This window comes from Streptomyces zingiberis (assembly GCF_012034935.1).
In the GTDB taxonomy this organism is placed as follows: Bacteria; Actinomycetota; Actinomycetes; order Streptomycetales; family Streptomycetaceae; genus Streptomyces; species Streptomyces zingiberis.
On record NZ_JAATEN010000007.1, the window covers coordinates 307,036 to 329,707 of the forward strand.

Below are 22,672 nucleotides of genomic sequence, written 5' to 3' on the forward strand. Positions count from 1 at the left end.
GGTGCGCGGAGCGGGGAGGGCCAGCGCGCTGCGGGCGCGGACCGGGACGGGCGGGCGGGGCCGCCGCGGTCACGCGGACGCGATCAGCAGGGCGGCGTTCTGACCGCCGAAGCCGAAGGAGTTGCTCAGCGCCACGTCCACGCGGCGGCGGCGTGCCGCGCCGGTGACGACGTCCACCCCGACCTTCGGATCGACCTCCGTGGTGCCCGCCGTGGGCGGGACGATCCCGTGGTGCACGGCGAGCGCCGCGAACGCGGCCTCGATGGAGCCGGCCGCGCCCAGCGGGTGCCCGGTGACCCCTTTGGTGGAGCTGACCTGCGTGTCCGTCCCGACCATCCGGAGGATCACCCCGGCCTCCACGACATCGCCCCGCGGGGTCGAGGTGCCGTGGGCGTTGACGTGGCCGATGTCCCGGCCGGTGATTCCGGCGTCCGCCAGCGCGGCCCGGATCGCCAGCTCGGCCCCCTTGCCCTCGGGGTGCGGCGATGTCACGTGGTGCGCGTCCGCCGAGGCCCCGTACCCGATCACCCGGGCGACGGGCCGCGCCCCCCGCGCCCGCGCGTGCTCCTCGGACTCCAGGACCATGACCCCGGCGCCCTCGCCGAGGACGAACCCGTCCCGGCCCGCGTCGAACGGCCGGGACGCGGTCCGTGGATCGTCCAGCCGCCGGGACAGCGCCCGCATCCGGGCGAAGGCGGAGACGTACAGCGGGGTGATCGGTGCCTCGGCTCCGCCGGCCACGACGATGTCGGCCGTTCCCGACCGGAGCAGTTCCCGTCCCAGGCCGATGGCGCTCGCGCCGGCGGCGCACGCCGTGCAGGGCGCCAGGCAGGGCCCGTTGGCGCCGATGTCGATGGCCACCTGGCCGGCCGCCATGTTCAGCAGCCCCATCGGCAGCGTCAGCGGGGAGACCTCCGAGGGCCCCTCCTCGATCAGCGCCCGGTGCTGCTCCTCCAGCGTCGCGGTGCCGCCGGCACCCGAGCCGAGGATCACGGCGACCCGCGAGCTGTCCGCCCACCCGCCGGGGGCGAGCCCGGCCTGTTCCAGGGCCTCGCGCGCCGCGGCGATGGCGAACTGGGAGTAGCGGTCCCACTGCCAGGCGTCGCGCGCGCCGAGGGCGGCCGGGTCGAACCCGGGCACCCGGCAGGCCATCGACACCGGCAGATCCGCCAGGTCGGTGTGGTGAGCCGCCGCGGGCCCGCCCTCGACGACGCGCTCCCAGCTCTCCTTGGCCCCGGCGCCGGCGGGGGTCACCAGCCCGATGCCGGTGATCGCGGCGGCGAATCCGGTCATCGGACCGCGGCCTCCTTCTGCTCGACCAGGGCGACGACATCGGCGACGACGGAGACCTCCGCCAGTTCCTCGTCGCTGATCACGATGTTCAGGCGCTTCTTCAGGGCCGTGGCCAGCTCGATCTGGGACAGCGAGTCCAGGCCGAGGTCGTCGAAGGTGGCGTCGGCCGACACCGTCCCGGGGTCGAGACCGAAGCGGGTGACGAGCACGTCGAGCACGGAGTCGTAGGCGGAGCTCATCGGAGTACCTCCAGCGGGAACGAGAAGAGCGGACGGGGCAGAGCGGACGGGGAAGAAAACGGGGCGGAAAGAGGTGCCGGCGCGGAGCGGTGGGGCGGGGCCGGGCGGCTCAGTCGACGGGTTCGGCGCGGAGCCCGGGCCAGACCAGCGTCGCCGAGCCCCAGGAGAGACCGGCGCCGAAGGCGGAGAGCAGCACGCGCTGCCCCGCCCGGAGGTCGCCGCGGGCGGCGAGGTCGTTCAGCAGGAGGGGCACGGACGCGGCCAGGGTGTTGCCCACCCGGTCGATGTTCACCGCGACCCGCTCCCCGGGGACCTCCAGTTCCTCCGCGACCGCCCGGACGATCCGGAGGTTGGCCTGGTGGCCGGCGAACCAGTCGACGTCCGCCACCGCCCAGTCGGCCTTCTTGAGCGCGGACCGCGCGGACTGGCTCATCCGATCGACGGCCTGGGTGTACAGCGGGCGGCCCGCCATCCGCAGGTACCAGTCGTCCGCGGGCACGGTGGCGTGCCCGAGTCCGCCGTCGGCGGCGCGCTGCCGTGAACCGCCCGCCGGGACGGCGAGCAGGTCGGCGAGGGCGCCGTCGCTCCCGAGGTCGAACGGGCCCAGCGCGCCGGGCTCGTCCGGCGCGCCGCGGCGCAGGACCACCGCGCCCGCGCCGTCGCCGAAGATCGGCGCGGTGGCGCGGTCCCGCGGGTTGACCAGCGTGGTGAACGCCTCCGACCCGATGAACAGCACGGTGTCGGCGGTGCCGGTGGCGATCAGCCCCTCGGCGGTGGCGAGTCCGTAGAGGAACCCGCTGCACGCCGAGGTCAGGTCGAAGGCGGCCACCGTGCCCAGGCCCAGCCGGGTCGCGACCTCGGGCGCCACCGCGGGGCAGAGCCGCTCGGGCGAGGTGGTCGCCACGATCACCGCGTCCGCACCGGTGATCCCGGCCGACCGCAGGGCGCGGGCACCGGCCTCCACGGCCAGCGTCCCGGTCGACAGGTCGCGGGAGACGACCCGCCGCTCCCGGATCCCCGTTCGGGTCCGGATCCACTCGTCCGAGGTGTCCAGTCCGCGCGAGAGGTCGTCGTTCGTCACCGTCGTGGGCGGGAGGAAACCCCCGATTCCCCTGAGCACGGCCGCCATCGGCTCCCCCTCCTCGCGGCCGTCGGTCACGGCCTGGTCCGGCGTCGGCACCAGGCTTGCCGACGGCCGTCCGGGCGGGCAATTGGCCCTTGGTACACCTGGCACGGGGCGTGTACCAAGGGCCAATTGCCCGCCCCCGTCCCGCTTGCCATCCTCACGTCGATGGCCACGACACCTGCGGATCTCGCGGAACTCCTGCCGGACGGACGGATCACGGTCGACCCCGGCCGGCTGGCGTCCCACGCCCACGACGAGGGCGCCGGCGCACCCTGGGCGCTCCCGGCGGCCGTGGTGCTGCCCCGCGACACGGCGGAGGTCGCGGCCGTCGTGGCGCGCTGCGCCGAACGCGGCGTGCCCGTGGTGGCGCGCGGTGCCGGGACGGGGCTCTCGGGCGGGGCCAACGCCACCGCCGGCTGCGTGGTCGTCTCCTTCGCCGCGATGAACCGCGTCCTGCGCATCGACCGGGACGAGCGGCTGGCCGTCGTGCAGCCCGGGGTCGTGAACGAGGACCTCCGCGCGGCGTGCGCGGCCGAGGGCCTGTGGTACCCGCCCGACCCGGCCAGCGCCCCGTGGTCCACCATCGGCGGGAACGTCGCCACCAACGCGGGCGGTGTGTGCTGCGTGAAGTACGGCGTGACCCGCGACTACGTGCTGGGCCTGGAGGCCGTCACCGGCCGCGGGGAGGTGGTCCGCCTCGGCCGCCGGACCGCCAAGAGCTCGGCGGGCTACGCGCTGGCCGGGCTGCTGGTGGGGTCCGAGGGCACGCTCGGCCTGGTCACCGAGGTCACCCTGCGGCTGCGCGGCGAACGCGCCAGGGAGCACACGGTCGTCGGCTACTTCGACGACCTGCCGGCCGCCGGGCGGGCCGTGGCCGGGGTGGTGGCCTCCGGTGTCGTCCCCAGCGCCCTGGAACTCGTCGACCGGGCCTGCCTGCGCGCCGTCGACGAGTGGAAGAACATGGGGCTCACCGACGGCGGCAACGTCCTGCTGCTCGCGCGGTGCGACGCGCCGGGCACCGCGGGCGAGGAGGAGGCCGGCACGGTGCTGGAGTGCTTCCGGGCCGCGGGCGCGTCGTGGAGCGCCCGCTCCGGCGACCCGGCCGAGGCGGACGCCCTGTTCGCCGCCCGCCGCCTGGTCCACCCGGCGCTCGACCGGCTGGGCGCGGTGCTCAGCGAGGACATCTGCGTCCCGCGCGTCCTCGTCCCCGACATGCTCGCCGCGCTGGAGCGCATCGCCGGGCGGAACGGCGTGCGGATCGCGGGCCTGGCCCACGCCGGGGACGGCAACCTGCACCCGATGCTGGTCGTGGAGCGGGGGGACGAGCGGGCGCTGGCCCGGGGCCGGGAGGTGTTCGAGGAGGTCGTCGACCAGGCCCTCGCCCTGGGCGGCACGGTGACCGGCGAACACGGGGTGGGCCTGCTGAAGATGCGGGGCCTGGCCAGGGAACTCGGCCCGGCCGTGCTGGACCTCCACCGCGGCATCAAGCAGGTGTGGGACCCGGCCGGGATCCTCAACCCCGGCAAGGTGTTCGCCGTCTGACGAGAGCCCGCGGCGCCCCCTGCTGCGTCGCGCCACCGGGCGGAAAACGCCACCACGCCGTGTCCCCGAGGCGATAGGGTCGCTGGTCCGTCTCCCGGGGAGGGCTTGATGAGCATCGTCGACGGTTATCTGAGCGCGGCGGAACGGGCCGTGGCCCTGCTGGAGAGCCCGGAGGTCGCCGCGGCCTGGGAACGGCCCAGCGCCCTGCCCGAGATGTCGGTCGGCGCTCTCTCCGGCCACCTGGCGCACCAGCTCTTCAGTGTCGACGCCGCGCTGCGGACGTGCGGCGATCCCGGGTCGCGGCAGTCCCGGGAGACGCCGATCCCCCTCCTCGACCACTACACCCGGGCCACCTGGATCGGCGCGCCGCCGGACGCGGAGGTCAACGTCGGCATCCGGGCGAAGGGCGAGGAGATCGCGGCCCAGGGTGCGCCGCGCCTGACGGAACTCGCCCGCACCACCCTGGCCGGGCAGCGGACCACGCTCGCCGGGTACTCGGGCGAGGAGGTGGCGTTCCTCCCGGAGCGGGGCTGGGCGCTCCGTCTCGACGACTTCCTGGTCACGCGGATGCTGGAACTCGCCGTGCACCAGGACGACCTCGCGGTCAGCGCGGGCCTGCCCACCCCGGAGCTCCCGGCGAGCGCGTTCGACCCGGTGGTGGCGCTGCTGACCCGGCTCGCCGCCCGGCGCCACGGCCGGACCGCCCTGCTGAGGGCGCTGTCCCGGGCGGAGCGGGCACCGGCGGCGATCAACGCCATGTGACCTCCGGTGCACCCGAAGCACCGGGGCCCCACACCCCTTGACACCCCCGAGGTCCGCCCGGGTTACCGGGCCGTGATCACGCGTACCGAATGGTCGGCCGGCCCGTACCCCGTCCCCTCCGGGGCCCCTGCGGTTCGGGCCGGGCCGGGGTCATCTCAGGTCGTCGGGGTCCAAATCCTTGCCGACGAGGAGGGTGACCACGCCGGCGGTGGCGTCCGGGTCCGCGGCGGCCCGGACGCCGGGCAGCCGGGAGGCGAGCACGGCGGCCGGCGCCTTCTGATCCGGCGGGTGGGTGACCGTGGTGGTGCCGCTGTCCTGCGGGGCGTTGCCCGTGTCGACGACGGTGAAGCCCGCCTCGCCCAGCTTCCCCGCCACGACGGCGGCCCGCCCGGCGACGCCGGTGCCGTTGAGGACCCGGACCCGCACCGAGGAGGCGTACAGCGGGTCCTCGGAGCCGGCCTCGATCTTCCCCTTGTCGACCTCCCGGTCCTTGGCCAGGGAGGTGAACAGGTCGGCGGCCTGCGGATACTGCCAGACGACATTGGCCTTGTCGGTGGCCACGTCCGCCTCGCGCGGGTAGTTCGGGACGGTCAGGAAGGTCAGCCGGTCACCCGGGATGCCCTGGAGCTCGGAGGCGAGCCCGTACAGCGGTTCGACGCCGGCGAGTTTCTCGTCCGTGGAGAGGGACCCGGTGGCCGACTTCAGGAAGCCGTACAGCGCGCTCGGGCTGGTCAGCTTCGACCGCGCCTTGTCGGCGAGGGCCTCCATGAACTCCTGCTGGCGGCCGATGCGCCCGATGTCGGAGCCGTCGCCGACGCTGTAGCGCGCGCGGACGTAGCCCAGGGCCTGCTTGCCCTTGACGGTCTGGCAGCCGGCGTCCAGCTGGAGATGGGCCTTGTCGTCGTCGATGGCCTCCTCGGGGCAGACCTCTATCCCGTCCAGCGCGTCGACCATGCCGGTGAAACCCTGGAAGTCGAGAGAGACGAAGTGGTCGATGCGCAGGCCGGTGTTCGCCTCCACCGTCTTGATGGTGCAGGCGGCGGCGCCCGCCACCTCACCGCCGAGCCCTCCGAGCGCGAACGCCTCGTTGATCTTCGCGTGGTGGCGGCCGGACTCCGTGCCGTCGCCCTTGTCGCAGGCGGGTATCTCCACCCATGAGTCACGCGGGAAGGACACCACCGTGGCCCACTTCCGGTCCGCCGGGATGTGCAGCACCATCAGCGTGTCCGACTGCATCGTGGTGAGACCGGCGCCCCCGAACGAGGCGTTGTCGCCGTCCCGGCTGTCCGAGCCGACGACCAGGATGTTCTTCGAGCCGGGGCTCAGGTTCTCGGGACGGTCCCCGCCCAGCCTGCCGTCGATGTCGGCGGCCTGGATGTTGCCGTCGAGCTCCTGGTACACCCAGACGCCCACCCCGGCGACGGCGAGGATCAGCACCCCGAGCACCCCCGCGGCCCAGGCCGCGATCCGGCCCCGCCGCGTCAGCCGCGTCCTGCCCGTTCCCCTCGCCGCTTCACGCGCCGCGGCCCTGCCGGTAGCCTCGCCGGCCGCTCTGTCGCCGCCCGGAGTACGCCGTCGCCTGCCCGTCCCGCTCACCGGCGCCACCTCCCCATCGACCACACCGGCCGCTCACCGCACACGGGCACCCGTCGCCCGTCCGCACAGGCGGACTCTACACGCCTGTAGAAACAGCCAGATCCGGCGGCCCGGGAAGGGAGCGGGAGGAAAGAGCGCGAGGAGGGGACGCAAGGAGGAAACGCGGGCGGGCGGCGCGGCGGGGCGTGCGGAGAGATGCTCGGGCACGGGCGCAGGGGCCGCCGGTCGGACGGTGTGGCGGTAAGCGTGCGGCCGTAAGGACCGCCGGTCGGACAGCGCGGGGCGGACCGGTCCGGACGGCGGGGCCACCCCGGGGCCCCGGGGGTCCGGGAAGCGGTCGGTCACGGGGGAACGGCATCGACGGGGAGGCGTCGGCCACCGCCGCCACCCCCGGCCCAGGCGGCCCGGAGGGCCCTGCCGGCCTTGCGGGTCCTGCCGGTCCGGCGGTTACGGCCGCCGCGAGCCGGCCGTTCCGGCGTCGAAGACCTGGCGGATGAAACGCCGCTGCCACGGCACCTCGACCGCACGCGGGTGGTAGGTGCGGCGCACCCACCGGACCGCGTCCCGGGGCCGCATCCCCTCGAACACGCAGAGCGCGGAGAGAGCCGTGCCGGTCCGCCCCACGCCGCCTCCGCAGCAGATCTCCACCCGCTCCTCCACGGCGCGGTCGTACGCGGCGCGGAGCTTGCCCATCGCGTCCACGGGGTCCGCGGGAAGCCAGAAATCACGCCACGGAATCCACACGGAGTCCCAGGGCACCCCGGCGGGCTCGTGCTCGGTCAACTGCACGCCGAACGTGGGCCTCTGGCCTTCGGGAAGCTCATATCTCAGGCCGCGCCCCCGGATCCGGCGCCCCGAGGGGAGGGTGACCACCTTGGGGGCTCGGGTGTCCCACGGTTCGACCACGACGCGTCCCTCCCGGCCGGTCCCCTCGGGCCGGTCACTCCGGCATCGTAGTCAGCCCCGGCGGTTCGGGGGCCGCTTTCGCCGGATGGAGACACCGGGCAGCGCCTCACCGGGCGGCCCCTGTCCCACGGCCCCGGCCGGGTCACCGAACCGCCACCGCCGCCACCACCGTCACCGCAGCCACCGCAGCCGGGACACCGGCGCCGGAGACCGGCCGGCCCGCGGGCCGCGGGGCAGCCGTCCCGTCCGTCAGTTCCCTGCCGGTCCCCCCGCGATCAGCACCCCCGCTCCCCCGTCACGCGTCATGCGCCGGACCCCTCGGAACTCGCCACCAGGGCGACGACGACGCTGTTGACGACGGTCGCCGTCACCGTGCGCGTCACGGCTTCCGCGGCGGCTCCCGCTCCCCAGTTGCCGCGCCGGATCTCCTCGGCCCGGCTGATCACGGGGGAGGTCCAGGGGATCTCCGGGTCGAACTGCGGGAGCGTCTTGCTCGCCGCGAGGAGCGCCGTGAGCGCGGCGACGCGCTCCCCTGGCTCCACACCGTCCACGAGGACGTCCCGGACCTGCGCCAGGAGCCGCGCCCGGCGTCCGGTCCCGCCGTCCCGCAGGGCGGTCGTGGGAAACAGGCCGAGCATCTTGCGCTTCTCCCGGTGGATCTCGCCGCGCTCGGCGAGCCGCCCCAGCACCGGCTCGCGCAGCCCGGGACCGATCGCCGCGAGCGCGGTCTGCACGTCCCGGGGCTTGCCCGAGAGGTAGTCCCACCCGGAACCGAGGATCTCGTCGGACGGGCGGCGCTCCGGAACCGCTTCCACCCGGACTCCCCCGAGCCTCCCCTTGGTGGTCCTGACGCGCTCGCCGAGGGCGAGATCGGCGAGGACCGCACCCCCGAGGGCGTAGTAGAGGGTGGTCTCGCCCGCGATGGTCCCGGAGTCGGGCTGGAAGAGCAGAAGCAGGAGGTCTTCCGCCAGCGTCGGGGCGTCGGGGCCGGGCGTCCCGGTGGGCGCGCCGGACCGGCCGGCGGCGGAGGGGGCGTCGGACTGCTGGGTCACGGTTCGGGCCTTTCGCGTTCTCGGTACGGGGGTGTGGGACCGGACCGCTCCTCGTCGTGCGCTCCGTGGGGGGCCGCCGTTTGTTCCGCTCCGGCCACCACTCCAGACGGTGTTCCCGGAACAAGGTCAAATCCGCGCCCGGCCGTGGACGCGCGTCACGGGGCGCTGCCGGGACCGTGCGCGTCGGCGGCGCCCGCCGCGCCGTGCACCCGCACACGAGGCGGCTCCTGCCGTGGGCGGGGCGGCCGGTGGCGCGGCGCGGCGCGCCGTACCCGGGCCGCGGCGCCCCGCCCGGCTCGGCCGGAGCAGAGCGCTCAGCCCGGCTCGCCGTCCGCTCCGCGCGCGTCGCGCAGGCGTTCCTGCGCCAGGGTGGCCGCCCGGGCGAGGACGTCGCACTGGGCCGGGGTGTACAACTCGGTCACCGCTTCGACGAAGGCCTCCCGGGCGACCCGCTCCCCCTTCGCCAGACGCCCGGCCGGATCGTTCAGCCACGGGTACCTGGCGAGGTTGCGCTCGATGTCGGGGGCGATGCGCTCGGCGAGGCTCTGCCGTGCCGCCTCGTCGGCGTCGGGCGGCAGCGCGTTGAACGCGTCGTTCACGGCGATGTCGTCGTTCTCCACCATCTGCCGCAGGTCCGCCATCGCCCCCTCGTCGTAGAGCTGCGTGGACACGAGGATGAGCGAACGGTCGGCCTCGCTGAGCCGGGAGGCCATCGGCTCGAAACCCGCGGGGATGTCGGCGGGTGCGCCGTCCCGCAGGATCGCGGCGATGCCGGACCGGGCGCGCTGGAGACGTTCGATGGTCGCGCCGAGTTCCGCGTCGAGCGCGCGCAGCGCGTCCGCGGTGGTGTCACGGTCGCCGGTACCGACCTCGCCGATCCGCGACAGCGGGACGCCCAGTTCGGTCAGGCGCCGTATCCGCAGCAGACGGACGAGGTGCCGTACCCCGTACTGCTTGTAGCCGTTGGCCCGGCGTTCGGGCTCGTCGAGCAGCCCGAGCCGGTGGTAGTGCCGGACGGTGTTCACCGTGGTACTCGCCAGTTCCGCGAGTTCCCGCGTACTCCAGGGCAAGGTGCTTCCTCCGTGTGGTGGCGCCGGCCTCCATCTTCGCCGGGAGAGACGCGGATCAGGTGCCTTCCGGGGGCCGGGGGCCGGCGGCCGGGAGCGCAGTGCCCCGGATGGGGCCCCAGGAGGGCACCTTCGTCCCATCCGTGTCATCGAGCCTCACCCGCCGCGGGGGATATGGCGAAAACAGAGTGTAGAGGTCTCGTCACGAGGCGTCCCCTGCGGCGAGGATGGCCCGCTGTGATGGGGAAGCGAGGAGAGGCGTTCGCCTACGGAGCGGTGGCCGCGCTGATGACGGTGACGGCCGTGGCGATCGGCGTGTGGACGCTGCTCAGGGCGGACGTGGGGGAGGTCGACCCCACCGGCGCGATGGCGGGCCTGGTGTCCCTGGCGTCCAGCGGGGTGCTCGTGTGGCTCTCCAGACGCTCGGCGGCCGACGCGCGGGAGATCGCGTCGGCGGAGGCGGCACGGGAACTGGCGGCGAAGGTGCTGGGCGCCGAACGCGACGCCCGAGTGCAACTGCTGGGTGGCGACGACAAGACCATCGACGTCTCCTTCACCTTCCTGCCCGTCGACGCGCGCAACGCCCGGCGGGCCGGCGCCGAGGGCCATCTGAGAGACGTGGTGGAGTACTACCGGCGCCTGCGGCCACGGCGGATGGTGATCACCGGGGAGGCGGGGGCGGGCAAGACGGTGCTGGCCGTGGAGTTGATGGTCCGCCTCCTGGAGAAGCCCGCCGAGGGGGACCCGGTGCCGGTGCGGCTGAGCCTGGCCTCGTGGGACACCCGCAACCAGACGGTGGACCAGTGGATCTCCCGCCACCTGACCGACACCTACAACGTGCCCGCCCGGTCCGCCCGGCGTCTGGTCGAGTCGCGCACGATCCTGCCGGTGCTCGACGGCCTGGACGAGATGGACGACTCCCCCGGCTACAGGTCCCCCGCCGGCGAGGCGCTGCGTGCCCTCAACCGGTACCAGCTGGGCACGAGCAAGGCGGCGTTGTTGCTCACCTGCCGCAGCAAGCCCTACGAGACCCTGGCGGAACAGGAGGTGTGGTTACAGGACGCCGCGCACGTGAAGATCGAACCGGTCCCGGCGGACGCGGCCCGGCGGTTCCTCACCGAACGGTTCGGCGCGACCCCCCGGTGGCGTCCGGTCCTGGAGGCACTGACGCGCGACCCCCACGGGCCGCTGGCCGCCGGACTGTCCACCCCGTGGCGGCTCACCCTGGCCGTGACCGTCTACGAGGAACGCGGTCCCGACGGCCGCCACCGGCGCGATCCACGGGCCCTGCTCGCCCCGGAGCTGGACACGCCGAAGGCGGTCGGGGACCACCTGCTGAGCCGCTTCCTGCCCGGCGCCGCGACCCCGGACCCGACACCGTCCGCTCCACCTGGGGACACCTACCCCGCCGCCCAGGTCCGCGCCTGGCTCACGGCACTCGCCCGCCACCTCCAGCGGGACGAGTCCGCCGGCCGGCGGGCGGAGGAGCGGCGGCCACCGGGCCCCGGCCACGCGCGGGGATCCGCGCACGGTGTGGACATCGTGCTGCACCGGCTCTGGCCGATCGCGGGAGCCACCCGGGTGCGGTGCCTGCACGCCGTCTTCCTCCTGTGCGGCGCCCTCGCGTTCGCCGACTTCGCCGTCGGCACCCTGGACGCGACGGTCCTCATCTACGCCGGGATCGTGCTGGCGGTCCTGCTCCGGACCGGCGTCCGGCGCGAGGTCAGGCCGAAGAAGTTCCAGATCGGGAAGTTGGCGACGCGGAGCGGGGCGAAGGAGGCGGCGTTCGGGCTGCTGCTCGGGCTCCCCGTCGCGGCAGGCGTCGGCACGCTGTTCGCCCTGGCGAGCCTCCTGGCCACCGGGGAGTCCGGGGTCGAACTCCTCTACACGGCCGCGCAGGGATTCACCCTGGGACTGCTGCTCGCCCCGGCCCTGGGCCTCGCCCTGGGAACCGGCAGGAGACTTCCCGACGCCCTCGCACCGCGCGACCCCTTACGCACCGACCTGCAATTCGGCCTGGCGCTGGGGCTCGTGTACTGGATCGGCTACGGCGTGGCCTTCTGGCCCGTCTACACCTTCATGGACTCCCTGGCCCGCGGTTTCGGCTTCACGGACTTCGCCCACCAGCCGGGCGTGGGAGGGGTGGCCGAGCAGTACGCGGTGTACGGATGGACCCACGGATTCGCCGGCGGGGCACCGGCCCACTTCCTCTACCTGCACGGCGGGGACGGCTTCCTCTCGATCACCATCTCCGTCGTCCTCGGCTTCGCCGAGGCGATCGTCTTCGGGCTCGCCTTCGGCTCGACCGCGTGGACCCGGTACGCGATCGCCGTGGCGCTCGCGGCCCGGCGGGGAAAGCTTCCCCGCCGCCCCGGGCCCTTCCTCGACTGGGCCCACCGCGCGGGCCTCCTCCGGCTGTCCGGTATCGCCTACCAGTTCCGCCACCTCGAACTCCAGCACTGGCTCGCCCACCACGGCGACCACGAACCACCCGGCCGCCGCGCGGGAACGGGACCCACGACGGCATCGGAGGCGGACCGCCCCTTCCGGTGCACTTGAGCCGGACCGCTTCATGGGCTGCGTTGAACGGACAGCCGCAGCCCGGGCGGGTTTCCATCCCCCCGTTCCGGTCGCTTGCCGAACCCATGGATGTCACCCGCGGTGGGTTGCCGGGACGGGTCCCACGTCCCCTTACTCGGGAAGGATCGTGGTCGTCGCACGCGGGGGCGGTGACGACGATGGCGGCAGTGGGAGCGGCAACGGCGACTGCGACCCGGTAGGAGACGGGGAGTGCTCCCCTGGCTTCCCCAGCAGCTCGTGCAGCCCGAGGAACTGATGGTCAACATGTCACCCGCCACTGAGTCCCTGTGGGCGCTCGTGCGCCCGCACACCGGTGAGCAAGTCTCGGTACGGCCCGCCTCCCGCGGTCATGGTTCTGACGTTACGGCCCTCGTCGAATGTGAGCGTGGGCCTGTCTTCGTCAAAGCCTGCCGTAACCGGCCCGGAGGCCGTCGAGCCTCCATGGCCAGAGAACGCCTGATCAACCCCTCCGTGCACGCCTTCTCTCCGGAACTACGGTGGCACGCTGAAAGTGACGAGTGGATCGCGCTCGGATTCGAGGTGGTTGAGGGCCGCTCGTCGGACTTCGGGCCGAACTCGGGTGACCTCGGGGCAGTGGTTGGGCTGCTCGATGGCCTTCGAGGAGTTCCCCTGCCGATCGAGGCCGGCGACTGGCAGGAGACTCGCTGGGACCGTTTCGCACCCGAAGGAACTACCGAGTTCTTCAGAGGTGACACGCTGCTCTTCACCGACGTGAACCCCGACAACTTCGTGATCGGTGAGCGCCGGAGCTGGATCGTGGACTGGTCCATGCCCACGCGTGGGGCGGGGTTCATCGACCCTGCCTGCCTCGTCGTGCAGCTCCTCGCAGCCGGGCATTCCGCTGAGCAGGCGGAGGAGTGGGCCGCCCGGTGTAAAGGGTGGGTGGACGCGGACGCCTCGGCGATCGACGCGTTCGCCATGGCCACCTTGCGCATGAACAAACGGCAAGCTGAGCGGTTTCCCGAGGCGGAATGGCTCGGGGCCATGGCCGAGGCGGCCGAGACATGGGCCGGCCACCGCGGCGTCGCGGACCCTGTGCCACACGGTGCCGGTTATTGAATGGAATGGGCGCCACGTGAGGGCTGCCCCGCCTGAGCGTCGTGCGCTCGGGCGGGGCTTCCTCACGTACCACGCCGCGAGGCGCGTCGTGTTCCCGGCCGACGGGTGGTCGTCGTTCAAGGTCGCCGTGAAGCGCGGAGCACAGGGCGCCTGACCCACCCGCCGCGCCCACCACGCCTCCCCGATCCTCAACGGATTTCGCGATTCGGCCGTCACGCCCCCGCCACCATCATTACCGTATGCATTCGATCAACTACACGTCGGCCATGTCCGGCGACGCCACGGCTCGGCAGGTGGCGACGTACGGGTTCAGGTGCCGGTCACGGCCGAGTGCGGGAACGAGGGAGCGTCCGGAGCAGTCGGGAACGGCCGCTCCGGGGGCACTGGAGGGGAGTTACCTTGCCGCAGCGACGTCTGGTCACGGGACGCAGCCGGGAACCGCGTCAGCGATTCGCGGAGGAGCTGCGTCAGTTACGGGCCGCCAAGGGCGTGACCCTGCGGCAGCTCGGCGAACGCGTGGGCTGGGACTGGTCCCTGTTCGGGAAGATGGAGAAGGGCGAGACGCTGGGCGGCCCGGAGGTCGTCCAGGCCCTGGACACGTACTACGAGACACCCGGGCTGCTGCTCGTCCTGTGGGAGCTGGCACGGGCCGACCGCACGCAGTTCCGCGAGCAGTACCGCCGCTACATGGAACTGGAGGCGGAGGCCACGAGCCTGTGGCACTTCGCGGTGAGCGTGCTGCCGGGACTCTTGCAGACGCCGGACTACGCACGGGCGCTCCTGGCGGCGGGCGGGCTCCGGGGAGACGAGCTGGAGCGGCAGATCGAGGCCCGCATGGCGCGGAGAGAACTGCTGGAGGGCGACGAGCCACCGCCGTTCCGGTCGATCCTTTCCGAGGCCGTACTCCGCGCCCCACTGCGTGACGCTGCCGCATGGTGCAGCCAGCTTGAGCATCTGCTGGCCATGGGAGATCGGCCGGACGTGGCGCTCCAGGTGCTGCCGCTGCGTGTCGGGCCGCATGGCTTGATGAACGCCACGGTCATGTTCCTGCGTTTGCTCGACGGACGTACTGTGGCATACACGGAGAACGGCTACCGGGGCGAACTGATCGAAGAAAACTGCCCTGTTGACCGTTTGCAGCGTGCGTACGATGCAGTGCGCGACTTGGCCCTGCCCCCCGCCGAGTCGCGGAAGTTCGTCCGGCGCATCTTGGAGGAGACACCGTGCGATCCCTCGACCTGACCATTGCCACGTGGCGGAAGAGCAGTTACAGCAACCAGGACGGAGGCGAATGCATCGAAGTCTCCGACGACTTCGCCCCTTCGGTACCGGTGCGCGACAGCAAGAATCCGCACGGCCCGGTGATCGTGTTCCCGGCCGACGGGTGGTCGTCGTTCATAGCCGCCGTGAAGCGCGGCACGCTGGACGGCTGACCCGCACGCTGCCCCCGTCGAAACGCGCCCCCGCGGCCCCTCGCCCAGCGACCAGCTGGACGAAGGGCCGTCGCCATGCCGCGCCGGAAGGTTGCTCAGCCAAGACCGTCCCGCCGCCACCGGGAGGCACCCCCGCATGACATCCGCCGCAGGCCCGCCCACGCACGCCGACAAGAAGCCACTGCCGCCGACCGCTACCGGATCTTCCCGTGGTCACGCATCTGTTCCGCCAGCCGCTCCAGTTCGGCCACCGTCGCGGGGGAGGCGTCGCTGAGCCCGCTGTAGACGGCCGTCGGGCTGCGCAGGAAGCGCCGCACCAGGGCCACGAGCATCCCTTCCGGCAGGGTCCGCAGCGCGGCGAGCGCGCGGGGGACCGGCGGGGTCGGCATGGCGGCCAGGTGCTGCCGCATGAGGTGGAGCATGCCGCGGACCGCGTCGGGGTCGCCGGCCAGTGCCACCGGGCCGCCCGCCGCGTGCACCGCCTGCCCGAGAAGTACGTCGACCGCGGCGTGCGTCTTGAGCCAGGCATCCATCCGCGGCTCGGCCTTGGCTCTGATCCCGGCGGTGCGGAACTCCCCGACGATCCGTTCCAGTCGCGGGGTGGTCCGGCCGTCGGGTTCGCCGATCGGCATGGGGACCCGGCTGGTCATGAAGTTGGCCGCGCGGTGACGGACCACGTCGCCGTCCATCGTGCCGCCCCACACCGGGAAGCCGAGCAGTACGCGCTCACGGCCGATCGCCGCGCCCAGCGGCTCCGCGCCGGCCGCCCAGTTGTGCAGGAACAGCACGTCGCCTTCGAGGCCGGCGAGTGATTCCAGCACCGCGTCGACGTGATGGGTGCGGACGAGGACGGCGGTCAGGTCGTACCCGCCGGCCGGGTGCTCGACCACCGGTACGGGGACCCGCCTGACGGCGGGGCTGCCTTCCTCGGCGAGGCGCACGCCGTGCCGGCGCAGGGAGGCCAGCCGCTCACCCCGGGCGAGGAGCGAGACGTCGAGCCCGGCCTCGTACAAGCGGGCGGCGAACAGGCTGCCGCAGACCCCGGCGCCGTACACGAGCAGTTTCATGGCAACCTCTCCCACGTGAGTCAAACGTTCGTTTCAATCGAACGTCTGTAAAGTACGGTACATGGCGCCACCCGATACCCGGACCAAGATCCTCGACGCGGCCGAACGCCTCTTCGCCGAGCACGGCTACCGCGGCACCTCGGTGCGTGCGATCACCGACCTCGCCGGAGCGAACCTGGCCGCCGTCGGCTATCACTTCGGCTCGAAGGCGGAACTCCTGGCCGCGGTCGCCCGCCGCGTGACCGAGCCCATCATCGCCGCCCAGAGCGCCGGGCTCGACGAACTGCTCGCCCGGACCGCGGACCCGACGGTCGCCGAACTGGTGGAAGCCTTCGCAGGGCCGCTCTTCGACAAGATGCCCGCCGGCGATGAGGGCGGCGCCCGGACCTCCCGGCTGATCGTGACGATCCTCAGCGACCCGGCCGAGGAGGCGCGCAGCTGGACCGGCCCGGACGAGAACGCGGTCGGCGAGCGCTACCTGACGGCTTTCGCGCGCGCACTGCCCGGCCTTGCCCCACAGGAGCTGTTGTTCCGGATGCGGGGGATCTTCGCCGTGACGGCCGTGGACCGCGTCGATGTCTACAACGGGCCCTCCCCTGCCTGCCCGACGGCGACGGAAGGCGAGGAGGCCCGGCGCTGGGCGATCACGTTCCTGACGGCTGCGATGAGCGCGCCACCCACCCGGGCCGGGTGAGGAGTTCGGGGCGGGCGGTAAGCCTGGGGCGGCTCACTCGCCGCCCTCGCCGCCGCCCTCGGACACGTCCAGGCCGAGAAGGGGCAAGGTGTTCACCTGCCCAGGACGCACGTCAACCGCGGGGCAGCACGCCCAGGAGGGTCGCGGTGAGGGCCAGCCCCAAGGAGTCCTTCAGCTCCAGGTGGAAGCGGGCCAGTTCGGGTTCGGCCTGGTAGGCAGCCTCCAGACTGGGTGGGGGTTTGCTGTACGCCGACAACGCACCCGCCATGACCATGGTCTGCAGGCTGAACAGGACGGCGTTCTCGCCCAGTTCCGGCAGGTGCTCGTGGATCAGAGCGGTCATGGTGTTCAGGCGGTCCAGGGAGGCGCGCTTGTAGCGGGCGACGACCTCGACGGAGACGTTGTGCTCCAGGACGCCGCCCTGCGCGCCGAAGAGCTCACACAACACCACGCGGCCGGAGAGTGAGCGGCTGAGGATCTCGGCCACCGCCGCCGCCCGCTCGGCCATGGGCTGTTCCCCGTCGACACCGGCGGCCAGCTCGTCCGCCAGTTCCGTCAGCCACTCCCGCAGGTAGCGGTCCAGCAGTTCCAGCAACACCGCCTCGCGCGACTCGAAGTAGCGCAGCACGTTCGGCTTCGCCAGGCCCACCCGGCGGCTGAGCTCGTTCAGGGTGACCGCGGCGACGGGCATCTCGTCGAGCATCGCCGACGCCACGTCGAGGATCGCCCGCCGGCGGATCTCCCGCTGCTCTTCGGTTCGCGCCCGCTGGAACGTCATGATCCACCAGCCTAACTTAAGTACTGGCGGTACGTTGACAACGTACCGGGAGTACTTTAACGTCGGAGGCGCAAGAGACCAGCGGTACGTTACATAGGCGGGAGCCTGGCATGAGCGAGAAGTGGACGACGGCGGACATTCCGGACCAGCGCGGGCGGGTGGCCGTGGTGACCGGGGCCAACACCGGGCTGGGGTACGAGACCGCCGCCGCACTCGCCGAGCGCGGGGCCTCCGTGGTGCTCGCCGTGCGCGACGTCGAGAAAGGCGAGCGGGCCGCGGCCCGCATGACCGGCGACGCGACCGTGCAGGCACTGGACCTGACCTCGCTCGCCTCCGTCCGGACCGCGGCGGCGGAACTGCGGTCCCGGTTCGACCGGATCGACCTGCTGATCAACAACGCCGGCGTGATGTACACCCCGCAGCAGACCACCGCCGACGGCTTCGAGCTGCAGTTCGGCACCAACCACCTCGGCCACTTCGCGCTCACCGGGCTGCTGCTGGACCTGATGCTGCCGGTGCCCGGCTCCCGCGTGGTGACGGTCAGCAGCACCGGTCACCGCATCCGCGCCGCGATCCACTTCGACGACCTGCAGTGGGAGCGCGCGTACAGCCGGGTCGGCGCCTACGGCCAGTCCAAGCTGGCCAATCTGATGTTCACCTACGAGCTGCAGCGCCGGCTCGCCTCGCACGGCACGACCGTCGCGGTGGCCGCACACCCCGGCGTGTCCAGCACCGAGCTCGCCCGCAACACCCCCGCGGCCCTCCGCCTTCCGCTCACCCGGCTCGCGCCGCTGATCGCCCAGACGCCGGCGATGGGCGCGCTGCCGACCCTGCGCGCCGCCACCGACCCCGCCACGCTCGGCGGTCAGTACTACGGCCCGGGCGGACGGCGCGGGGTCAAGGGCCACCCCCTGCTGGTCACCTCCAGCCCGGATTCCTACGACATCGCCGTCCAGCAGCGGCTGTGGGCCGTCTCCGAAGAGCTCACCGGGGTGACGTTCCCCGTCGCCGGGCTGCAGGAGAACCCGCTCCCTGCCGGAAGCCGCTGAGGGCAGGCGTCATCCCGCCGCCACCGGGAGGCGGCCCCGTATGACGTCCGCCGCGGGCCCGCGCCCACCGGCCGGCCGCGTGCCGCCGCTGACCGTTAGCGGCGAACGGCCCGCGGCACCGGTGGGTGAGGTCATCCGCATGCGTTCATCCGTTCCTCCGGCGCGTGGCTCTCGCGGCGAACCGGCGGCGCCCGGCGCCCGCCCCTACCCGGTCCGGTATGCCCGGAGGAAGGTCCGCACCCCCTCGACGAGGAGCGGCCGGACGCGGGCGTCCTCCGCGGCGTTCGCGGACCCGAGCCGGTCCAGCGCGACGCCGAAGGTCAGCGCGATGAACTGGTCCGCCGCGAGGCGCGGGTCGGGGACGTGGAGCAGCCCGGCCGCGGCGAGCGCGGCGAACCGCTCGGCGAGCGCCTCGTCGGGCGTGTCGGCCATGGAGTTGTATCCCCGGTGCGGCAGATGACCGGGGTCCGCCCGGACCAGGCGTTGCAGCGTCGCGTACTCCGCCGAGCCGAGCATGTCGGTCGCGATGCGCATCGAGAACGTGACCAGGGCGTCCTCCAGGCCGCCGGCCTCGACGCGGTCGGTGAGGGTGTCGTCGAGGGTCCGCCGGATCGTGGTGATCATCGCCTGGCCCACGGCGTCGAGGGTGGCTCGCAGCAGCGTCTGCTTGTCGCCGAAGTAGTCGTAGACCGTCCGCTTGGACACCCCGGCCCGCGCGGCGACCGCGTCGACGCTGGTCCGGTCGAAACCGTCGGCGAGGAACAGCTCGCGGGCCGCCGAGAGGATGGCGGCCCGCTTCCGCGCGGACCCCTCACGCAGGAGCTTCGTGGTCGGCATGGGCCCATCGTAGCGTTTCTACACTGCACGGTGTAGTTTAGTTCCGCGTCGGCGCACAGCACAGGCTCCGTGCCTCCGCTCCGGCGCGGTGGGACCGCGCGTGCCCTCGCCTCGTCCGCCGCTCCGCCGGGCGGGCCGGATGCCCGCGGGTCCGGACGGCCGGCACACACCCAGCACCGAACACACCGCGCCCCGCGGACGGGCCACCCCTGCGCGCGGGACCCGTGAGGCGGCGGCGCACGGAAGAGGCCGGGCCGCTTCCCACCCATCGACGACCGGGAGGATCTCCATGACCACCACATCCCTCGCTCCGCCCTTACGCATCGGAGGAGCCGCCGTGGGCGCCCTCGGCGCGCTGGCGGTCGCCACCGGCGCCCTGGAGTCGGTGGTGACGCCGACGCTCCCGCTCCTCCAGCGCGAACTGGGCATGACCCCCGCCGAGGGGGCGCTGCTCAGCGTCACGCTCCTCGTCACCGGCGCGCTCGTCACCCCCGTCGCCGGCAAGCTGGGCGACCGCTACGGCGGGAAACAGGTCCTGGTCCGGCTGATGGCGGTGGTCTGCGCCGGTGGCCTGGTGTCCGCCGTGGCGCCGAGCCTGCCGGTGCTGCTGCTCGGCCAGGTGCTCCAGGGAGCGATGGTGGGCGCGCTGCCCCTGTCCTTCATCCTGGTGCGCGAGCATCTCCCCGCGGGAGAGGCGAAGGTGGCCATCGGGGTGGTCAGCGGGCTCTTCGTGGCGGGCGGGATGGCGGGAACGGTCGCGGCCGGGCCCGTGGCCGAAGGGCTGTCCCGGCACTGGATGTTCGCGCTGCCGACGATCGCCGTCACCGGGGCCACCCTGCTGGTGAACCGGCTGATGCCGCAGGACCCGCCCGGCCGGTCCGCGGACGGCGCCGGGACCGACTGGCCCGGCCTCCTGCTGCTGAGCGGGTCGCTGGTCACGCTCATGGTCGTGCTCGCCATGGCTCCCGGCCTCGGCTCACAGCCCCTCGCACTCGGCGCCCTCCTCGTGCTGCTGGGGGTCTTCGTGACCGGCTGGGCAGCGGTGGAACGGCGCGCGGCGGCACCGATGGTCGATCTGCGGATGCTCGCGCGGCCCGAGGTGTGGAAGGCGTGCGTGCTGACGTTCGTGGTGTGCGCCGGCACCGCGATGGCGGTCCATCTCATCCCGCAGCTGCTCGCGGCGTCCGGGGACGGTTACGGCTTCGGCGCCGGCGCCACCGAGATCGGCTTCTTCCTGCTGCCCGGCGCCGTGGCCGCGTCGCTGGCCGGGCCGCTCAGCGGGCTCGGGGCACGGCGTCTCGGCTCCCGTGCCGTGGTCGCCACCGGGATCGCCCTCATGGTCACCGCCCTGTTCGCCCTGTCGGCCGCGCACTTCGAGGTGTGGCACCTCGTCGTCGGCAAGGTGATGATCTCGCTCGCCAACGGCCTGTGCGTCACGGCCCTGGTGGCCGCCACCGCCACCTCCGTCGACCGCCGGGACACCGGCATCGCCACCGGCCTGGTCCTGGTCACCCGCGTGGTCGGGTTCGCCGTGGGGGTGCAGGTCAGTGGCGCCGTCCTCACCGCCGGGACACCGGCCGGGTCGGACGTCCCGGCCGAACCGGCCTTCGTCACCGGCTTCGTCACGGCCGCCGCCGTGACGGCGCTGTCCCTGCTCGTCGTCCGCACCATGGCCAAGGGAGCCAAGGCATGAGCCACACCGGTCCGTTGAAGCAGAGGGCGAGCCGCACCAGGCCGGGGCGCACGGCCCTGATCTCCGGGGCGAGCGTCGCGGGGCCCGCCCTCGCGTTCTGGCTGAACCGCCGCGGATTCGCGGTCACGGTCGTCGAGAAGGCGGGCGCGCCCCGGGACGGTGGCTACCCCGTCGACGTGCGCGGCACCGCACTCGATGTCGTCCGGCGCATGGGGATCCTGCCGCGGCTGCGGGAGGCGCACATCGACCTGCGCCGGCTGACGTTCCTCGACACGGACGGCGGCGAGGTGGCCTCGGTCGACCCGCGGGCCCTCACCGGCGGTGCCGCGGGGCAGGACCTGGAGGTGCGGCGGGGAGACCTGACCGGCGCCCTGCACATGGCGGTCCGGGACGACGTCGAGTTCCTGTTCGACGACTCCATCGACACCCTCGACCAGTCCGGCCACGGGGTCGACGTCACCTTCCGCGGGGGCACCGCACGCACCTTCGACCTGGTGTTCGGCGCGGACGGCCTGCACTCCCGTACCCGCGGGCTCGTCTTCGGCCCCGCAGCACGGTTCCACCGGCACCTCGGCCTCTGCTTCGCCGGGTTCACCCTGCCCAACACCTTCGGGCTCCTCCGCGAAACGGTGCTGTGGAACGCTCCGGGCAGGGCCGCGGCCCTCTACGCCGTGGGCGACGAACGCGACGACGTGCACGCCCTGCTGGTCTTCGCCCACCCGGAACCGCCGCCCCGCGCGCTGCGGGACCCGGCGGCCCAGCGCGAACTGGTCACCCAGGTCTTCGCCGGCGCGGGGTGGGAGGTGCCGGGCCTGCTGGCCGCCCTGCGCGACGCGGACGACCTGTTCTTCGACGGAGTCGGCCAGATCCGCATGGACCGCTGGTCCCGCGGCAGGGTCGCGCTGGCCGGCGACGCCGCCCACGCGCCCTCGTTCCTCACCGGGCAGGGCTCCAGCCTCGCACTCGCCGGCGCGTACATGCTCGCCGTCTCTCTGGACGGCCGGGACCACACGGCCGGCTTCGCCGCCTACGAACACGGCACCCGGCCGTTCGTCACCGTGAACCAGGACCTGATCGGCGAGGGCGGCGCCACGCTCTTCCCGGCCACCGCGCAGGGCCTGCGGCGGCGCGACGCCCAGCTGCGCCGGCTCGCCGCCGCGCCTCCGGAGGCAGGCCGGGCCGGGGGACGGCCGGCCCATTCCGCCCTCACGCTGCCCGAGTTCACACCACCGGCGTGACCCCGGGACCGCGCCCGAGGGCGGGTGACGGCCGGTGACAGCCGGCGGGCCCCCGGCTCAGGCCACGCCGCGGACTTCCCGGGCGCCGTGCCGTGGGATCAGCCGGGCCGGGCCTCCCGCGGCGACACCACCGCCGGCGTGCGCGGAGAGCCGCCCGGCCGGATGCCCGCCGGACCGGCGGGGCCGCGGCAGCCGGCCGGCCGCGTCCGAGCGCCCCTGGTGTGGGAGACCGTCGAGCGGTTCACCGCCGGCCTCGCCGCGGACGGGGTCCGCACCTGGCTGCGGACCTGCGCGGAGGCCGCGGAGCTGCCAAGGGCCTGGAGTTCCGCTGCGTCGCGGTGATCGGCGCCGGCGACGGCGTCCTCCCGTTCCCCAAGGCGGTCACCCCGCCGGAGGTGAACGCCAAGCAGCACGACACGGACCTGATGGCGGAGCGCTGCCTGCTCTTCGTCGCCTGCACCAGGGCGCGGGACAGCCTGTACGTCTCCTGGTCGGGTGAGCCCAGCCCGTTCCTGGTGGAGGCGGGGGTGCGGGGGCTGGGGGCGTAGGGGCGGGGGGGGGGGGGGGGGGGGGGGGGGGGGGGGGGGGGGGCCCCCCCCCCCCCGCCGGGGGGGGGGGGGGGGGGGGGGGGGGGGGAGGG

General features: G+C 73.7%; 20 protein-coding genes and 1 pseudogene. 11 read left to right on the forward strand and 10 right to left on the reverse strand.

The features are described from left to right. Positions 1 to 69: 69 nt before the first annotated feature. From HCK00_RS12275 to HCK00_RS12285, 3 genes are all read right to left on the reverse strand, one after another. Positions 70 to 1,293: a beta-ketoacyl-[acyl-carrier-protein] synthase family protein gene (locus tag HCK00_RS12275; protein ID WP_168101870.1), complete on the reverse strand. Its 1,224-nt coding sequence runs from the start codon at positions 1,291 to 1,293 to the stop codon at positions 70 to 72. Beyond that, entirely contained in the window at positions 1,290 to 1,532 is a 243-nt protein-coding gene (locus HCK00_RS12280; RefSeq protein ID WP_168101871.1) for an acyl carrier protein, read from the reverse strand. The genes HCK00_RS12275 and HCK00_RS12280 overlap by 4 nt, the downstream gene beginning before the upstream one ends. Positions 1,533 to 1,641: 109 nt before the next feature. Further along, entirely contained in the window at positions 1,642 to 2,661 is a 1,020-nt protein-coding gene (locus HCK00_RS12285) for a beta-ketoacyl-ACP synthase III (RefSeq protein WP_206320266.1), read from the reverse strand. A gap of 162 nt (positions 2,662 to 2,823) precedes the next feature. Here HCK00_RS12285 and HCK00_RS12290 point away from each other — a divergent pair, with 162 nt between their 5' ends. Both HCK00_RS12290 and HCK00_RS12295 read left to right on the forward strand, forming a co-directional pair. Beyond that, complete coding sequence (locus HCK00_RS12290) at positions 2,824 to 4,200, forward strand: FAD-binding oxidoreductase (RefSeq protein WP_168101872.1); 1,377 nt, start codon at positions 2,824 to 2,826, stop codon at positions 4,198 to 4,200. Positions 4,201 to 4,308: 108 nt separating this feature from the next. Next, positions 4,309 to 4,962, forward strand: coding sequence for a maleylpyruvate isomerase N-terminal domain-containing protein (locus tag HCK00_RS12295; RefSeq protein WP_168101873.1), 654 nt, complete (start codon positions 4,309 to 4,311; stop codon positions 4,960 to 4,962). A gap of 150 nt (positions 4,963 to 5,112) precedes the next feature. Here HCK00_RS12295 and HCK00_RS12300 read toward each other — a convergent pair whose 3' ends face one another. The 4 genes from HCK00_RS12300 to HCK00_RS12315 all read right to left on the reverse strand — a co-directional run bounded on the left by HCK00_RS12300 (position 5,113) and on the right by HCK00_RS12315 (position 9,586). Beyond that, positions 5,113 to 6,447 carry an LCP family protein gene (locus tag HCK00_RS12300; protein WP_206320267.1) on the reverse strand — a complete coding sequence of 445 codons (1,335 nt, stop codon included), beginning with the start codon at positions 6,445 to 6,447 and terminating at the stop codon, positions 5,113 to 5,115. Between the two features lie 558 nt (positions 6,448 to 7,005). Then, entirely contained in the window at positions 7,006 to 7,464 is a 459-nt protein-coding gene (locus HCK00_RS12305) for a protein-tyrosine phosphatase family protein (RefSeq protein ID WP_168101875.1), read from the reverse strand. A 302-nt stretch (positions 7,465 to 7,766) separates the two neighbouring features. Beyond that, the gene (locus HCK00_RS12310) at positions 7,767 to 8,516 is read right to left on the reverse strand and encodes a GOLPH3/VPS74 family protein (protein ID WP_311765280.1); all 750 of its coding nucleotides are present in this window, start codon (positions 8,514 to 8,516) and stop codon (positions 7,767 to 7,769) included. A 314-nt stretch (positions 8,517 to 8,830) separates the two neighbouring features. Then, positions 8,831 to 9,586, reverse strand: a complete 756-nt coding sequence (locus HCK00_RS12315; RefSeq protein ID WP_168101876.1) for a MerR family transcriptional regulator — start codon at positions 9,584 to 9,586, stop codon at positions 8,831 to 8,833. Between the two features lie 237 nt (positions 9,587 to 9,823). On the opposite strand from HCK00_RS12315, the gene HCK00_RS12320 reads away from it, so the two are divergent. The 4 genes from HCK00_RS12320 to HCK00_RS12335 all read left to right on the forward strand — a co-directional run bounded on the left by HCK00_RS12320 (position 9,824) and on the right by HCK00_RS12335 (position 14,676). After that, positions 9,824 to 12,142, forward strand: coding sequence for an NACHT domain-containing protein (locus HCK00_RS12320; protein ID WP_168101877.1), 2,319 nt, complete (start codon positions 9,824 to 9,826; stop codon positions 12,140 to 12,142). A 462-nt stretch (positions 12,143 to 12,604) separates the two neighbouring features. Beyond that, entirely contained in the window at positions 12,605 to 13,243 is a 639-nt protein-coding gene (locus tag HCK00_RS12325; RefSeq protein ID WP_240965483.1) for a protein kinase, read from the forward strand. Between the two features lie 399 nt (positions 13,244 to 13,642). Next, positions 13,643 to 14,485 carry a helix-turn-helix domain-containing protein gene (locus HCK00_RS12330; RefSeq protein ID WP_168101879.1) on the forward strand — a complete coding sequence of 281 codons (843 nt, stop codon included), beginning with the start codon at positions 13,643 to 13,645 and terminating at the stop codon, positions 14,483 to 14,485. After that, positions 14,467 to 14,676 (forward strand): DUF397 domain-containing protein, encoded by a 210-nt coding sequence (locus HCK00_RS12335; protein ID WP_168101880.1) that lies wholly within the window; start codon positions 14,467 to 14,469, stop codon positions 14,674 to 14,676. Before HCK00_RS12330 ends, HCK00_RS12335 begins: the two co-directional genes overlap by 19 nt. A gap of 194 nt (positions 14,677 to 14,870) precedes the next feature. Here the strand turns inward: HCK00_RS12335 and HCK00_RS12340 are convergent, their stop codons facing one another. After that, the gene (locus HCK00_RS12340) at positions 14,871 to 15,743 is read right to left on the reverse strand and encodes a ketopantoate reductase family protein (protein WP_168101881.1); all 873 of its coding nucleotides are present in this window, start codon (positions 15,741 to 15,743) and stop codon (positions 14,871 to 14,873) included. Positions 15,744 to 15,804: 61 nt separating this feature from the next. Between HCK00_RS12340 and HCK00_RS12345 the strand changes: the two genes are divergently transcribed. Beyond that, a complete protein-coding gene (locus tag HCK00_RS12345) occupies positions 15,805 to 16,437 on the forward strand; it encodes a TetR/AcrR family transcriptional regulator (protein ID WP_168101882.1) in 633 nt (210 codons plus the stop codon). Positions 16,438 to 16,549: 112 nt separating this feature from the next. On the opposite strand, the gene HCK00_RS12350 is transcribed toward HCK00_RS12345, so the two are convergent. Further along, positions 16,550 to 17,215, reverse strand: a complete 666-nt coding sequence (locus HCK00_RS12350) for a TetR/AcrR family transcriptional regulator (RefSeq protein ID WP_168101883.1) — start codon at positions 17,213 to 17,215, stop codon at positions 16,550 to 16,552. A 110-nt stretch (positions 17,216 to 17,325) separates the two neighbouring features. On the opposite strand from HCK00_RS12350, the gene HCK00_RS12355 reads away from it, so the two are divergent. Beyond that, on the forward strand, positions 17,326 to 18,264 hold the full coding sequence (locus tag HCK00_RS12355; protein ID WP_168101884.1) for an SDR family NAD(P)-dependent oxidoreductase: 939 nt from the start codon (positions 17,326 to 17,328) through the stop codon (positions 18,262 to 18,264). A 204-nt stretch (positions 18,265 to 18,468) separates the two neighbouring features. Here HCK00_RS12355 and HCK00_RS12360 read toward each other — a convergent pair whose 3' ends face one another. Then, entirely contained in the window at positions 18,469 to 19,101 is a 633-nt protein-coding gene (locus HCK00_RS12360; RefSeq protein WP_168101885.1) for a TetR/AcrR family transcriptional regulator, read from the reverse strand. 289 nt (positions 19,102 to 19,390) lie between these two features. On the opposite strand from HCK00_RS12360, the gene HCK00_RS12365 reads away from it, so the two are divergent. The 3 genes and pseudogenes from HCK00_RS12365 to HCK00_RS26935 all read left to right on the forward strand — a co-directional run. Beyond that, on the forward strand, positions 19,391 to 20,794 hold the full coding sequence (locus HCK00_RS12365; RefSeq protein WP_168101886.1) for an MFS transporter: 1,404 nt from the start codon (positions 19,391 to 19,393) through the stop codon (positions 20,792 to 20,794). Next, positions 20,791 to 22,032, forward strand: a complete 1,242-nt coding sequence (locus HCK00_RS12370; RefSeq protein ID WP_168101887.1) for an FAD-dependent monooxygenase — start codon at positions 20,791 to 20,793, stop codon at positions 22,030 to 22,032. The genes HCK00_RS12365 and HCK00_RS12370 overlap by 4 nt, the downstream gene beginning before the upstream one ends. Before the next feature lie 293 nt (positions 22,033 to 22,325). After that, positions 22,326 to 22,580: pseudogene (locus HCK00_RS26935) on the forward strand (3'-5' exonuclease); the annotation flags it as partial. Between the last annotated feature and the right edge of the window lie 92 nt (positions 22,581 to 22,672).

Excerpts from the sequence above, each read along its gene's own strand:
- HCK00_RS12345 (WP_168101882.1), top strand. The coding sequence starts at position 15,805 with ATGGCGCCACCCGATACCCGGACCAAGATCCTCGACGCGGCCGAACGC.
- HCK00_RS12320 (WP_168101877.1), top strand. The coding sequence starts at position 9,824 with ATGGGGAAGCGAGGAGAGGCGTTCGCCTACGGAGCGGTGGCCGCGCTG.
- HCK00_RS12325 (WP_240965483.1), top strand. The coding sequence starts at position 12,605 with ATGGCCAGAGAACGCCTGATCAACCCCTCCGTGCACGCCTTCTCTCCG.
- HCK00_RS12280 (WP_168101871.1), bottom strand. The coding sequence starts at position 1,532 with ATGAGCTCCGCCTACGACTCCGTGCTCGACGTGCTCGTCACCCGCTTC.
- HCK00_RS12340 (WP_168101881.1), bottom strand. The coding sequence starts at position 15,743 with ATGAAACTGCTCGTGTACGGCGCCGGGGTCTGCGGCAGCCTGTTCGCC.
- HCK00_RS12290 (WP_168101872.1), top strand. The coding sequence starts at position 2,824 with ATGGCCACGACACCTGCGGATCTCGCGGAACTCCTGCCGGACGGACGG.
- HCK00_RS12285 (WP_206320266.1), bottom strand. The coding sequence starts at position 2,661 with ATGGCGGCCGTGCTCAGGGGAATCGGGGGTTTCCTCCCGCCCACGACG.
- HCK00_RS12355 (WP_168101884.1), top strand. The coding sequence starts at position 17,326 with ATGAGCGAGAAGTGGACGACGGCGGACATTCCGGACCAGCGCGGGCGG.
- HCK00_RS12350 (WP_168101883.1), bottom strand. The coding sequence starts at position 17,215 with ATGACGTTCCAGCGGGCGCGAACCGAAGAGCAGCGGGAGATCCGCCGG.
- HCK00_RS12360 (WP_168101885.1), bottom strand. The coding sequence starts at position 19,101 with ATGCCGACCACGAAGCTCCTGCGTGAGGGGTCCGCGCGGAAGCGGGCC.
- HCK00_RS12365 (WP_168101886.1), top strand. The coding sequence starts at position 19,391 with ATGACCACCACATCCCTCGCTCCGCCCTTACGCATCGGAGGAGCCGCC.
- HCK00_RS12275 (WP_168101870.1), bottom strand. The coding sequence starts at position 1,293 with ATGACCGGATTCGCCGCCGCGATCACCGGCATCGGGCTGGTGACCCCC.
- HCK00_RS12370 (WP_168101887.1), top strand. The coding sequence starts at position 20,791 with ATGAGCCACACCGGTCCGTTGAAGCAGAGGGCGAGCCGCACCAGGCCG.
- HCK00_RS12295 (WP_168101873.1), top strand. The coding sequence starts at position 4,309 with ATGAGCATCGTCGACGGTTATCTGAGCGCGGCGGAACGGGCCGTGGCC.